Origin of the sequence: Kitasatospora sp. NPDC056651 (genome assembly GCF_042792155.1) — a bacterium.
Taxonomy (GTDB): domain Bacteria; phylum Actinomycetota; class Actinomycetes; order Streptomycetales; family Streptomycetaceae; genus Kitasatospora.
The window spans coordinates 256,895-269,588 of sequence record NZ_JBHTWX010000001.1 but is presented as its reverse complement, the minus strand read 5'-3'; the positions used below and the strand labels follow the sequence as shown (position 1 = coordinate 269,588).

General features: G+C 74.5%; 12 protein-coding genes and 1 pseudogene. 9 read left to right on the top strand and 4 right to left on the bottom strand.

Annotated features, from left to right (window positions below; translation table 11 throughout):
- Positions 1-108 precede the first annotated feature (108 nt).
- Together ACFRAR_RS01100 and ACFRAR_RS01095 are read left to right on the top strand one after the other, a co-directional pair.
- Positions 109-1,413, top strand: coding sequence for a sensor histidine kinase (locus ACFRAR_RS01100; RefSeq protein ID WP_380693245.1), 1,305 nt, complete (start codon positions 109-111; stop codon positions 1,411-1,413).
- Positions 1,410-2,117, top strand: coding sequence for a response regulator (locus tag ACFRAR_RS01095; RefSeq protein ID WP_380693243.1), 708 nt, complete (start codon positions 1,410-1,412; stop codon positions 2,115-2,117). Before ACFRAR_RS01100 ends, ACFRAR_RS01095 begins: the two co-directional genes overlap by 4 nt.
- Before the next feature lie 87 nt (positions 2,118-2,204).
- Here ACFRAR_RS01095 and ACFRAR_RS01090 read toward each other — a convergent pair whose 3' ends face one another.
- The 3 genes from ACFRAR_RS01090 to modA form a co-directional block, all read right to left on the bottom strand.
- Positions 2,205-3,281: an ABC transporter ATP-binding protein gene (locus tag ACFRAR_RS01090; protein WP_380693241.1), complete on the bottom strand. Its 1,077-nt coding sequence runs from the start codon at positions 3,279-3,281 to the stop codon at positions 2,205-2,207.
- A 100-nt stretch (positions 3,282-3,381) separates the two neighbouring features.
- Positions 3,382-4,182: an ABC transporter permease gene (locus ACFRAR_RS01085; protein WP_380693487.1), complete on the bottom strand. Its 801-nt coding sequence runs from the start codon at positions 4,180-4,182 to the stop codon at positions 3,382-3,384.
- A gap of 83 nt (positions 4,183-4,265) precedes the next feature.
- The gene (gene modA, locus ACFRAR_RS01080; RefSeq protein ID WP_380693239.1) at positions 4,266-5,117 is read right to left on the bottom strand and encodes a molybdate ABC transporter substrate-binding protein; all 852 of its coding nucleotides are present in this window, start codon (positions 5,115-5,117) and stop codon (positions 4,266-4,268) included.
- 120 nt (positions 5,118-5,237) lie between these two features.
- Here modA and ACFRAR_RS01075 point away from each other — a divergent pair.
- The 6 genes and pseudogenes from ACFRAR_RS01075 to ACFRAR_RS01050 form a co-directional block, all read left to right on the top strand.
- Positions 5,238-5,375: pseudogene (locus tag ACFRAR_RS01075) on the top strand (RNA ligase (ATP)); the annotation flags it as partial.
- 329 nt (positions 5,376-5,704) lie between these two features.
- Positions 5,705-6,553, top strand: coding sequence for an MHYT domain-containing protein (locus tag ACFRAR_RS01070; protein ID WP_380693237.1), 849 nt, complete (start codon positions 5,705-5,707; stop codon positions 6,551-6,553).
- Between the two features lie 117 nt (positions 6,554-6,670).
- On the top strand, positions 6,671-9,649 hold the full coding sequence (locus tag ACFRAR_RS01065; protein ID WP_380693234.1) for a nitrate- and nitrite sensing domain-containing protein: 2,979 nt from the start codon (positions 6,671-6,673) through the stop codon (positions 9,647-9,649).
- Positions 9,646-10,056 carry a roadblock/LC7 domain-containing protein gene (locus ACFRAR_RS01060; RefSeq protein ID WP_380693232.1) on the top strand — a complete coding sequence of 137 codons (411 nt, stop codon included), beginning with the start codon at positions 9,646-9,648 and terminating at the stop codon, positions 10,054-10,056. Before ACFRAR_RS01065 ends, ACFRAR_RS01060 begins: the two co-directional genes overlap by 4 nt.
- Before the next feature lie 143 nt (positions 10,057-10,199).
- Positions 10,200-10,529 carry a DUF742 domain-containing protein gene (locus ACFRAR_RS01055; RefSeq protein WP_380693485.1) on the top strand — a complete coding sequence of 110 codons (330 nt, stop codon included), beginning with the start codon at positions 10,200-10,202 and terminating at the stop codon, positions 10,527-10,529.
- A gap of 70 nt (positions 10,530-10,599) precedes the next feature.
- Positions 10,600-11,199: an ATP/GTP-binding protein gene (locus ACFRAR_RS01050; protein WP_380693482.1), complete on the top strand. Its 600-nt coding sequence runs from the start codon at positions 10,600-10,602 to the stop codon at positions 11,197-11,199.
- A 199-nt stretch (positions 11,200-11,398) separates the two neighbouring features.
- Here the strand turns inward: ACFRAR_RS01050 and ACFRAR_RS01045 are convergent, their stop codons facing one another.
- Complete coding sequence (locus ACFRAR_RS01045) at positions 11,399-11,770, bottom strand: hypothetical protein (RefSeq protein WP_380693230.1); 372 nt, start codon at positions 11,768-11,770, stop codon at positions 11,399-11,401.
- 332 nt (positions 11,771-12,102) lie between these two features.
- Here ACFRAR_RS01045 and ACFRAR_RS01040 point away from each other — a divergent pair, with 332 nt between their 5' ends.
- Positions 12,103-12,651, top strand: a complete 549-nt coding sequence (locus ACFRAR_RS01040) for an RNA polymerase sigma factor (protein ID WP_380693228.1) — start codon at positions 12,103-12,105, stop codon at positions 12,649-12,651.
- Positions 12,652-12,694 lie beyond the last annotated feature (43 nt).

Here is a 12,694-nt window from a genome sequence, read left to right as displayed (position 1 = left end):
GCAGCGCTCAGGAGCGCGGTGTTCGGAACCGCCACTCCGGCGAGTGCGGGGCCGGGCGGTCCGATGTCAGGCGGTCCGATGCCGGCGAGTGCGGGGCCGGGGAGGGCCGTGCCGAGGTTCGTCGCACCGCTGGTCGCCGGCGTCACGTACGCGCGGCTGCTGCACCTGCTGGTCGGGTGGATCTTCGCGGGCGTCGTGCTGATGATCTATCCGGGAACGTACCGGAAGGGCCTCGGTGAGATCCTCATGGCGGCCGTTCCGGTGGACTGCGTGCTGCTCGCGGCGGTCGCCCTCATCCCGGCGGCGCGGCGGGCCGAGGGGGTGCAGGCGCGGCTGCTGCTGGTGCCCGACCGCGAGGAGGACATCGCCACCGAGCCCTCCCGCACCTGGGCCGACCGGCGCCGTACGGCGGGCTGGTTGATCGGCCGGGTCGCGCTCGGTTCGGTGGCCGGGTTCGTGCTGTCCTTCGGGGCCGTCGCCTGCTACGGCCGGCTGGCCGGTCCGGACGCGCTCTGGTACCTCCCGGTCGCCCCGCTGTCCGTGCTCGGCTTCGGCTGGTTCCTGGTCCTCGCCGGCCGCCTCCAACTGGCCATGGCCGTACGGCTGCTGGGGCCTTCGCCGGCGGAGCGGCTGGCCGAGGCGGAGCTGCGGGCCGAACGGCTGCTGGAGCGCAACCGCTTGGCCCGTGAGCTGCACGATTCGATCGGCCACGCACTGACGGTGACGGTCCTTCAGGCGGGCGCGGCGCGCGAGGTCGGGGACCCTGCCTTCGTCGCCAAGGCGCTCGAAGTCATCGAGGAGACCGGACGCTTGGCCATGGAGGACCTCGAACGCACCCTCGTCCTACTGCGCGAGACCCCGGCCGGGGCAGGCGGCGCGGCCACCGAACAGCCCGGCATCGACCAGCTGCCCGCGCTCCTCGACACCGCCCGGGCGGCCGGAAGTCCGGTGGCGGCGCGGATCGAGGTGCCGCCCGGATCGCTGCCCGGGGTGCTCTCCCGCGAGTCGTACCGGATTGTCCAGGAAGGCGTCACCAACGCGCTCAAGTACGCGCCCGGCGAGCCGATCGACATCCGGATCGCCGTACGGGAGGGACAGTTGGAGCTGCGTTGCGCCAACCGGCTGTCCGGCGGGGGGCGTTCGGCGGCCAGTGCGGCGCGACCGCCTGCGGCCGGGTCGCCCAGGGGCGGAACCCGCAAGGGAGGCAAGGGGCTGCGCGGCATCCGCGAGCGCGCCTCGCTGCTCGGCGGCGAAGCGACGGCGGGGGCGACGGCGGGGGCGACGGCGGGGGTGGAAGCCGGGATGGCCCCGGGGGCGGAAGCAGGGGCGGCGGTGGGGGCACCGGGGGCGTTCCAGGGCGGCGGCGGGGAGTGGGTGCTGAGCGTCCGGCTGCCCCTACGCTTGGGCTCGTGACGAACGATCTCGATGCGGCAGGCCGGGGCGGTGGGGCCGCCGGAGTGACGGACATCCTGCTCGCCGACGACGAGGAGCTGGTCCGGGCCGGCCTGCGGGCCGTCCTGGAGGCGCAGGGGGACCTGCGGGTGGTCGGCGAGGCGGCCGACGGCGCGGAGGCCGTCTCCCTCGCCCGGGCGCTGCGCCCGCACGTGGTGCTGATGGACGTCCGGATGCCGGTGCTGGACGGCCTGGCGGCCACCCGCGAACTGCTGCGCCCCGGTGCGCCGGGGGAGCGGCCGCCGCGCATCCTGGTCGTCACCACCTTCGAGAACGACGACTACGTGTACCAGGCGCTGCGCGCGGGCGCCTCCGGCTTCCTGCTCAAGCGCGCCCGCCCGGCCGAGATCGCGCACGCGGTGCGGCTGGCAGCGGCGGGTGAGTCGCTGCTGTTCCCGGCCGCGATCCGCCGCCTGGCGGCCGGGCAGGGCAACCCGACGGCCCGCGCGGCCATGGAGCGGGCGGCGCTGACCGAGCGCGAGGCGCAGGTGCTGCGGCTGGTCGCGCGGGGTCTCAGCAACGGGGAGATCGCCGGGCAACTGTTCCTCGGCGTACAGACGGTGAAGACGCACGTGAGCAGCGTGCTGGCGAAGCTGGGCGCGCGGGACCGTACCCAGGCGGTGATCGCGGCGTACGAGTCGGGGTTCGTGGAGCCGTCGGAATGACGGTGTCGGGATGGCCGCGTCGGGGCCGTGCCGGAATGTCCGTGCCGGGGCGGCACCGGCAGGTGGCACCGCCGACGGGGCGGTCCCTCAGGCCGGGTAGGCGTGGGTCTGGGCGGCCTTGACCGACGCCCAGACGGCGGCGCCGGGTGCCAGCTCCAGCTCCGCGACGGCGGCCGGAGTCAGGTCGGCGGCCATCGGCAGGTCGCCGACGAGTTCGGCACGGACCTGGTCGCCGTGCAGGTCCAGCCCGGCGACCTCGGCCTTCCACAGGTTGCGTGCGCTGGCCTGCGGACGCTCCCGGTACAGCGTCACGGCGGAGGGCGGGAAGGCGACGAAGGCCGGACCGTCCAGTTCCTCGGCGGTGGCCAGGACGGTGCCGTCCGGGAGCGTGACCCGGCTGCCGTCGGCCCGGCCCTGGTACAGGTTCAGCCCGACCAGCCGGGCGATGTAGTCGGTGCGCGGCCGCCTCGCGACCTCGGCCGGGCTGCCGGACTGCACCTCCTGGCCGTCCTCGATCACGACCAGTCGGTCGGCCAGCACCATGGCGTCCAGCGGGTCGTGCGTCACCAGTACCGCCACCGCCTCGAACTCGGCGAGGTGGCGCCGTAGTTGCGCCCGTACGTCGAGCCGGGTGCGAGCGTCCAGGGCGGCCAGCGGCTCGTCCAGCAGGAGCAGCCGGGGCCGTACGGCGAGGGCGCGGGCGAGCGCGACCCGCTGGGCCTGTCCACCGGAGAGCCGGCCGGGGCGGGCCGAGGCGTGGTCGGCCAGGCCCATCCGCTCCAGCCAGCCGGCCGCCTCGGCCCGTGCCGCACGCTTGGGACGGCCCTGGCAGCGCGGGCCGAAGGCGACGTTGTCGAGCGCGCTGAGGTGCGGGAACAGCAGGTAGTCCTGGAACACCACGCCGACCGGCCGCTGCTCGGAGGGAGTGTGCACGCGCTGCGCCGGGTCCTCCAGGAGGTGCCCGTCCAGACGCAGGTGGCCGCCGGTGAGCGGGAGCAGTCCGGCGAGGGAGCGCAGGGCGGTGGACTTGCCGGCACCGTTGGGGCCGAGCAGAGCGACCACCTCGCCGGGGGCGGCGGTGAGGGCGAGGTCGAGGGTGAACGCGGCGCGTTCGACCCGCAGCCGGGCGTCCAGGGCGGGGCCGGGGAGGCTCTCGGCGCTCATCACGGTCATCACGGTAGCCGGGGTTCTCTGGGCCGCCGGGCCTTCGGGGCGGCGTCCGGGCGTACGGGGGGACGCCCGAGGGGGGCGGGCGCGGGCGGGGTCACGGCGTCGACAGCCAGCGGTCGCGCAGGCCGACCAGGACGGCGACGGAGACCACCAGCAGCACCAGCGACAGCGCGATCGCCGCCTGCGGGTCCGACTCCATGGCCAGGTAGACGGCCAGCGGCATGGTCTGGGTGCGGCCGGGGAAGTTGCCCGCGAAGGTGATCGTCGCGCCGAACTCGCCGAGCGCCCGGGCCCAGGCCAGGACGGCCCCGGCGGCGATCCCCGGGGCGATCAGCGGCAGGGTGACCCGCCGGAAGGCGGTCAGCCGGGAGGCGCCCAGGGTCGCGGCGGCCTCCTCGTAGCGGGGGTCGGCGGCCCGCAGCGCGCCCTCGACGCTGATCACCAGGAACGGCATCGCGACGAACGCCTCGGCGATCACGACCCCGGTGGTGGTGAACGGCAGCGTGATGCCGAACGCCGAGTCCAGCCAGGAGCCGACGATGCCGCGCCGCCCGAGCACCAGCAGCAGGGCCACACCGCCGACCACCGGCGGCAGCACCAGCGGCAGGGTGACCAGCGCCCGGATCAGCCGTCGGCCCGGCAGCTCGGTGCGGGCGAGCAGCCAGGCCAGCGGGACGCCGAGGACCAGCGACACCGCGGTGGCGGCGGTGGCGCTGATCAGCGACAGGCGCAGCGCGTCCCAGACGGCGGTGCCGGTGAGCTGCTCGGACAGGCCGCTCCAGGGCGCCCGGACGATCAGGCCGACCAGCGGCAGGATCAGGAACGCCAGTCCGAGCAGCGCCGGGAGCAGCAGGGTGACCGGGACGCGCTGCGCGCGCGGGCGGCGGCGCGGCAGGGCCGTCGAGGGTCCTGCGGCGCCGCCGCGGGCGGTTCGGTCCGGGCCCGGGCGGTTCGCCCCGGCGTCGGTGGTGCGGTCGCTCACGGGGCCTGGAAGCCCGCGGCGGTCAGCACCTGCTTGGCCTCGGGCGACTGGACGTAGGCGAGGAAGGCGGCGGCGCCGTCCTTGTTCGGCGCCTTGGCGAGGGCGGCGATCGGGTAGTCGTTCACGGCCTTGTCGGCCTCGGGGAAGTCCACGCCGTCGATCTTCGCAGCATCGGCCCGCACATCGGTCCTGTACACCAGGGAGGCGTCGACCTCGCCCAGTTCGACCTTGGTCAGCGCGCCCTTGACGTCCTGCTCCAGGGTGACCGGCGTCAGGTCGAGGCCGGCGGCCTTGAGCGCGCTCTGGGCGGCGGCACCGCACGGCACCTCCTTCGCGCACAGGGCGACCTTCACGCCGGAGGCGGTGAGGTCCTTGAGGCCCGCGATGTGCTTGGGGTTGCCATTGGGGACGGCGATGGTGAGCGTGTTCCTGACGAAGGTCGTCGGCTGTCCGCTGACGCCGCCGGCGTCCGTCACGGTCTTCATGGTGGCCGGGCTGGCGGCGGCGAACACGTCCGCCGGGGCGCCGGAGTCGATGCTCGTGGCGAGGCTGGAGCTGCCGCCGAAGTTGAAGGTGACCTTGGTGCCGGGGTTGGCGGCCTCGAACTTCTTGCCGAGGTCGGTGAAGGACTCCTTGAGCGAGGCGGCGGCGAAGACGGTGATGGTGCCGGAGGCCTTCGGGACGCTGCCGGCGTCGGCGGCGGATGCGTTCGGGGAAGCGCCGGCGGAGGCCGCGGAACCGGAGGACGTGCCGCCGTCGCTGCCGCAGGCGGTGGCCCCGAGGCTGAGGACGAGGGCAGCGGCGGCGGCGACGGAGAGCCTGCGGCTGGCGGTCGTTCGGGTGCTCATCGGTGCTTCCCCTCCAGGGTGCGCGCCGGGACGGACGCGAGGCGACGGTCGCAGGTGCGGCCATTATGGCGATCATAGTGCCGCAAATGCGAGCGATAAATCCCCTGTGGCTTCGCGGGGGAGGGGTTGGGACTGACCGGCAAGCCGGCCGGCGCCCGGGCGAACCGGGTGAAGGCGGTGCGGCTGCGTGGCGAGCTGTCCCAGGGAATCGTGGGCCGGCCCGCCGCGCTCGCGGACGCCGACCTGGCTGCCGCGGCCGAGAGCCGTGCTGGGCCTCGCCCGGGGCAAGGAGGCCGTCTCCGGGCGTGAGCTGCACCTGCGGGATCTGTTGGCTGCCGCTTGTTCGCCGTCGGCGCCCGTCGTCCGCCAGGTACAGGACCGGGTCATTCGAACACATCGCTCGGGGCTCGCGGGCGGCTTTTCAGATCTTCGCCTGACCGATTCCGGCCCCTCGATAGCGTCCCACGCACCCCAGGCCGGAAACGCACATGTGATTGGCATATGCCATTCGTATGCAGTCCGCCCGGCGCGGGGAGCCCGGGCGCACCGCGTACCGCCCCGGGCCCGACCGGTCGACCGGAGGTCCCATGGGCACCCTCAACCACCTCAGCCTCGGCTGGCTGACTCCCGCCCTGTCGTACCTGATGGCCTGTGCCGGCGCCGCCCTCGGGCTGCGCTGCACCCTGCGCGGCCTCGTCGCGAGCGGCCCGGTCCGGCGGAACTGGCTGATCACTGCCGCCGCCGCGATCGGCTCCGGCATCTGGACCATGCACTTCGTCGCCATGTTCGGCTTCACCGTCGACGGCACCGAACTGCGCTACAACGTGCCGCTGACCGTCCTCAGCCTCGTGGTCGCGGTGCTCGTCACCGGTCTCGGCCTGACCGTCGTCTGCTACGGCAAGCACCGCGGTCTCTCCCTGCTCTCCGGCGGCGTGACCACCGGTCTCGGTGTCGCCGCGATGCACTACCTGGGCATGGCAGCCGTCCGGATGCACGGCGCCCTGCACTACGACGCCGGGACGGTCGCGCTGTCCGTCATGGTCGCGGTCGGTGCCGCCACCGCCGCGCTCTGGGCCGCCGTCACCATCCGCAACGTGTACGCGGCCGCGGCGGCCGCACTGGCCATGGGCCTCGCCGTCAGCTGCATGCACTACACCGGCATGGCCGCCGTCCACGTCCGGCTTGACCCCACCCGGAGCACTCTGGGCGGGGCCAGCCCGATGGAGTTCGTCTTCCCGCTGGCCGTCGGCCTCGGCTCCTTCCTCTTCCTCGCCTCGGCCTTCGTGGCACTCTCGCCGACCGACCAGGAACGGGCCGGCTACCGGGAAGCGGGGAGGCTGCCCGTCGAGGAACCTCCCGGCGGGGCCGCGCACCCCGTCGCCGAGCGGCGCGAGTCCACCCCGGCCGGTGCCGGGCGGCACGACCGCGCCGCCTGAGACGGTCACTCGCCCCGTCCCCGCATCCGCCGTCCCGGGCGTCCGGCCCGCGCCCGCCGGCCCGCGCCTGTCAGCCCGCGCCAGCCTGTCAGCCCCTGCCCGAAAGGCTCCTCACCCATGCGAGAAGACCGCGGCACCGCCCCCGGTGCCCGTCGGGGTGCCCATGCCGGGCCGCCCGCCCGGTCGCCGCGCCCCGGCCCGTGGCTGCGCGCACTGCGCCCCCGGACCGTCCGCGCCCGGATCATCGCGCTGCTGATGGTCCCGGTCGTCTCCGTCATCGCCCTGTGGGGGTTCGCCACCGTCACCACCGCCCAGGGCGTCTGGGACCTGCTGCGCCAGCGCGACGCCCAGCGCACGGTGCTCACCCCGGTCGCCGAGGCGGTCGCCGGGCTGCAAGCCGAACGCACCGCCGCCGGTCAGCTGCTGGCCGCCTCGGTGACCGCTCCCGCGACCACCCCCACCGCCGCCCGCGAGAGCGCCCTGCGGGAAGCCGCGGCGGCCACCGACCGGGCGCTCACCCCACTGTTCCCCGACGTCCGCCACCCCGACCGCGGCTACAACCGCGCCGATGCCCAGGGCCTGGGCGGTGACGCGGCCGCCCGGCTCGACGCCCTCGGCGGCTCGCTCGCCGCCCTGCCGGTACTGCGCGACCGGGTCCTGGCCAGGAGCGTCGGCTGGCCGGAGGCGTACGCCGCGTACGGGGAAGCGGTGGACCGGGCGCTCGCCGCGGCGGGTGCGGTCACCCCGTCCCTGGACCACCGAGTGGCCACCGACGCGCGGGCCTTGCTGGAACTGGCCCGGTCCCGGGAGCTGCTCGCCCGGGAGGACGCGCTCCTGCGCGCCGCCCAGCTGTCCGGCGGCCTCGGTGACGACCAGCTGCGGGAGTTCTCCGGTGCGGTCTTCGCCCGGCGCGAGTTCGAGCAGGACGCCGCCGCCGGTCTGCGCCCCGCCGACCGGGAGGCGCTGCTCGCCGTCACCGGCGGCCAGGACCGCCGTGAGCTGGCCGGGTACGAGGAAAAGGTCCGGACGGCGGCCGACGGTCGGGCCGCCGTCGCGGGAGTTCCGGCGGACCGCTGGGTGATGGTCGCCGGGAGCGTGGCCGGCGGACTGCGGTCCGTCGAGGACCGGTCCGGACGGCTCGCCGCCGAGCGCCAGGACCCGTACGCGCTGGGCCTGTTCACGCCTGCCGGAATGGCAGTGCTGCTCGGTCTGGTCGGTGTGGTGGCCTCGCTGGTGATCTCGGTGCAGATCGGGCGCGGGCTGGTCACCGAGCTGATCGGCCTGCGCAACTCGGCACTTGAGCTGGCAGGCCGGAAACTCCCCGAGACCATGCGGAAGTTGCGTGCCGGTGAGGAGGTCGACATCGAGGCGGAGGCTCCCCGGCCGGTGGAGCGGGGAGACGAGATCGGCCAGGTGCACCGGGCGCTGGGCACCGTCCGGCGGGCGGCCGTCACGGCGGCGGTCGAGCGGGCCGAGGTGCTCTCCGGGGTCTCCGGGGTCTTCGTCAACCTCGCGCGTCGCAGCCAGGTCCTGGTGCACCGCCAACTCGCCCTGCTGGACGCGATGGAGCGCCGCACCGACGACCCGTCCGAGCTGGCCGACCTGTTCCGGCTGGACCACCTCACCACCCGGATGCGCCGCCACGCCGAGGGCCTGATCATCCTCTCCGGGGCTTCCCCGGGCCGGGGTTGGCGCCGGCCGGTCCCGCTGGTGGACGTCGTGCGCGCGGCCGTCTCGGAGATCGAGGAGTACGCACGGGTCGAGGTGCACCCGCTGCCGCACACCGCCGTGGTCGGCCACGCCGTCGCAGACCTCACCCACCTGGTGGCCGAACTCGTGGAGAACGCCACCGGGTTCTCGCCGCCGCACACCCGGGTGCACATCCGGGGCGAACGGGTCGGCAACGGCTTCGCGTTGGAGATCGAGGACCGTGGCCTGGGCATGGGCCCGGAGATGCTCGACTCGGCCAACCGGCGGATCGCCGCCGCCGAGCAGAGCGACCTCTTCGACAGCGACCGGCTGGGCCTGTTCGTGGTCAGTCGGCTCGCCCGGCGGCAGGACGCCAGGGTCTCGCTGGTGACGTCCGCGTACGGTGGCACCACCGCGGTGGTCCTGATGCCCACCACGTTGCTGGCCGACGGCACGGAGGAGTTCGGGCCGGGGGACGTGCGGCACGGGCCGGGGGGCGTGGGGCACGGCTTCGAGCCCGTGTCGCCCGGAGCGTCAGCGGATCCCCCGGAGCCGGTGGTCGGGGCCGAGCCGTCGCGCTTCGCGCAGCCGGGGCAATGGAGCGGGCCGGAAGGCGAGTTCACGCCAGGGAACGGCCACCAGGAGCGACCGTCCGGCGATCCGGCCGGCGGACCACGGCACGGTGAGTACCCGCAGGGCGGGGCGGATCACGGACTTCCGGCGGCGGGTGGGCCGCCGCCGGAGGGTGGGGCACTGCTGCCGTTCGGCGTCCGGGGCGCAGACCCCGGGCCGGCGCGCCGCGCCCCTTTCCGGGCCCCCGGAGCCCGGACGGCCGGTCCGGCCACGGACGGGGGCGCGGGTGCGGCCGCCCGTCCGCGGTCCGGGCCGCCGCGGCCGTACGGTGCGGAGCCGTACCGCACGGAAACCCTCCCGGAGCCCGCACCCGGGCCGGGGGAGGCCGTGGGCCGATCGGACGGTGTCCACCGGGACGGTCACCGCGTGGCCGGTGGCCACCGTGACGGTCACCGAGCGGGGCGCGACCGAACGCAGGACCGCCGTGTCGACCAGGGCCCCGAGGAGCTGCCGCGCCGCACCCGTCAGGCGAGCCTCGTGCCGCAGTTGCGCGAGGCCCCGGTCCGGGAGACCGCGCACAGCCGGCGTACGGCTGCCGCCTCCACCGCCGCAACCGCCGCCACCGCAACCTCCGGCGCAGGTTCCGGCGACGGCTCCGGTGCCGCCGACCGCAGCCCCGAGGCGGCGCGCGCGGCGATGTCCGCGTTCCAGAACGGCTGGGCGCGCGGCCTGCACCCGGAGGGCAGGCGGGATGGACAGCCCGCCGACCCACCGCAGTCGCCGTGGGCGCGCCGGCCCCAACCGTCGTCCCGACCCGAAGGAGAGCGTCCGTGATCACCACCACCCACCGCGCGGGGGAGCTGAACTGGCTCCTCGACGAGCTGGTCCAGCGCGCCCCCGAACTCCGCTTCGCCGTGATGCTCTCCGCCGACGGCCTGGCCATGGGCACCTCGGCCGGCCTGCCGCGCGAGGACGGAGAGCACCTGGCGGCCGTGGCCTCCGGCTTCCACAGCCTGGCCAAGGGGGCCGGTCGGCACTTCGGCGCGGGCGAAGTCCGCCAGACCATGGTCGAGTTGGAGGGCGGATACCTGCTGGTCGCGGCGGCGGGGGAGGGCACCTGCCTCGCCGTGTTCGCCACCGCCCGGGCCGACCTCGGACTGATCGCCTACGAGATGGCCAGACTGGTCCGCCGGGTCGGGGAGCACCTGGGCGCCCCGCCGCGGGCGGTGGACGGCCGGTGAGTCCCGCGCCCCGACCGTACCGGGAACGACATCCGGAGCGCCCGAGGGCCGAACCCGGCGAGTACCCCCGCAACCCGCTCGCCGCCGCGCACCGGGCCCGCTGGTACGACGACGAGGCCGGACCGCTGGTCCGCCCGTACGCGATGACCCGGGGGCGCACCGGGGGCGGGGAGCAGCAGTTCGACCTGATCGCCGTGGTGGTCACCGAACTGCCCGACCCGGCGCTCGTTCCGGACGTGCCGGAGCCGCCGGTCGGCCCGGAACAGGCGCAGATCCTCGCACTGTGCCGGAACGCCCCGTTGTCCGTGGCCGAGCTGGCCGCCGAACTCGACCTGCCGGTGGGCGTCGTGCGGGTGCTGCTCGGTGACCTGCTGGCGGCCGGACTCATCCGGGTCCGCCGCCCCGTCCCGCCCGCCCTGCTCCCCGACGAACGCATCCTCCAGGAGGTCATCCGTGGACTCCGCGCACTCTGACCACCCGTCCGAGCCGTCCCAACCGTCCGATCCGTACGGCGGGGCCGATCCGTACGGCAGCTCGTTCCCGTTGGAGGCCGAGGATCCGGACACCACGGTGCTCGCGCTCAAGATCCTGGTGGCGGGCGGTTTCGGGGTGGGGAAGACGACGCTGGTGGGCGCGGTGAGCGAGATCCGCCCGCTGCGGACCGAGGAGCGGCTGTCCGAGGCCGGCCGCGAGGTGGACGATCTGGACGGTGTCGAGCGGAAGACCACCACCACGGTGGCGATGGACTTCGGCCGGATCACCATCCGCGAGGGCCTGGCCGTGTACTTGTTCGGCACCCCGGGGCAGGACCGGTTCTGGTTTCTCTGGGACGAGTTGGCCCAGGGGGCGCTCGGGGCGGTGGTGCTCGCCGACACCCGTCGACTGACCGACTGCTTCCCGGCCGTCGACTTCTTCGAGCATCGCGGTATCCCGTTCGTGGTCGCGGTGAATCGTTTCGCTGGGACGAGGGAGTTCGGACCGGAGGAGATCGCCCGCGCGCTGGACCTGGATGCCGGTACGCCCGTGCTGCTGTGCGACGCGCGCCTGCGGGCCTCGGGCAAGGAGGTGCTGATCAACCTGGTCGAGCACGCGGGCCGGGTGCACGCCGCCCGGCTGCTCGCGGAGGCCTCGCCGGTGGGCTGAAACGGCGGCAGGAGGGGCTCGACCGGACAGCGTGCGAATGACAGCCGACGGCCGACAGCTGACAACTAACAGCTAACAGATGACAGCTGACAGATTTCGAAATCTGTCAGCTGTCATCTGTTAGCTGTTATTCACCGCCCGCCCCCGCCCCTGCCTCCGCCGCCCGACCGCCGAGCGGACTGGGGCCTGGCCGGGGGGCTCAGCTGTGCCACTGGAACACGACCCTCGTCCAGGTGGACCCGGAACAGTTGCCCCAGACCGCCCAGGCGTTCGGCCGCGCGCCGATCCACAGGCCGGTGGTGTGCGAGCCGTTCGCACAGTAGGTGATGGTGCGCAGCTGACCGGAGTAGACGTGGCAGTACCCCTCCCAGCGCCAGCCGTAGTTGGCGGTGATGACGCAGTGATAGGCCTCGGACGCGACGGTGTTCGAGACCGCGGCGGCTCCGGGCGTGATGCTCTGGTGGGGAGTCGTCGCCGCGGCGGCCGGCGGGGCGGTGGCCCCGAGCACGCCGAGGGCGGCCGCGGCCGCCAACCCGAATGTGGCGATCTTCCTGGCGATGCGACCTCGCATGGTGGTTCTCCTCGCTGAGGGGTTCTCGTCGGGTGGGGTGGTCCGGCCGCCGGGTGTCCGTCCGGAGGTGAACTCCCGCGCCCGGCGCGGCTGGTGACATGTTGCGTACGAATGACTGCGCAGAGTGAGACGACGAACTATGATGTGACCTGTGTCACAAGTAGTTCAGTCAGGTCGGGTTCCGATGGTCGAGCCGGGCCGGGCCGGACGTTCGGGTGCCGATTCCCGGGGAGAGCGGCATGGTGGATTGTGGTGGTCGGAATGAGGGCGGCGGACGAGAAGAGGACTTCGCTCCGAGCGGGAGCGGCGGTCAATCAGCGGAATTCAACCGGGTGTTCACGGATCTCCTGCCCAGGCTCCACCAGGCCGCGGCCTCCCTCGCCGGCAGTCCGCTCGGCGCCGGGGACATCGTCCACGACGCGTACCTCCGGATCGCCCGCCGCCCGGAGCGCTTCCTCGGGCATCCGCAGCCGTACGCCTACGTGTTCACCACGATGGTGAACATCCTGCGCGACCAGTGGCGCCGGGAGCGGCGTCGGGTGCCGATGCCCGAGGTGCCGGAGCCGGGCGAGGCCGCCGAACGGGACTGGGGGCTGTCCGACCCCCGGGTCGGTGGGATGGTCGAGCTCCAGGCGCACTGGGAGGTGCTCCGGCTGCTCGGGCACCTGACCGACAAGCAGGCCCGCGCGGTGGTGCTGGTGGACCTCGACGGCTACAGCGTCGACGAGGCCGCCGAACTGCTCGGACTGCACCGCAGCACCCTGGCCGTCACCCGCCGTCGCGCTCACGGACGGCTGCGCACCGTCCTCGAACGGGAGCGCGAAGGGGAGCGCGTGCGGGGCCGGGGCCGGCGCGACCGCCGTCCCGACGCACCGGGCTGACAGCAAGTCGGCTGATGTGCCGCCCCGGCCCGTACCCTGCGAA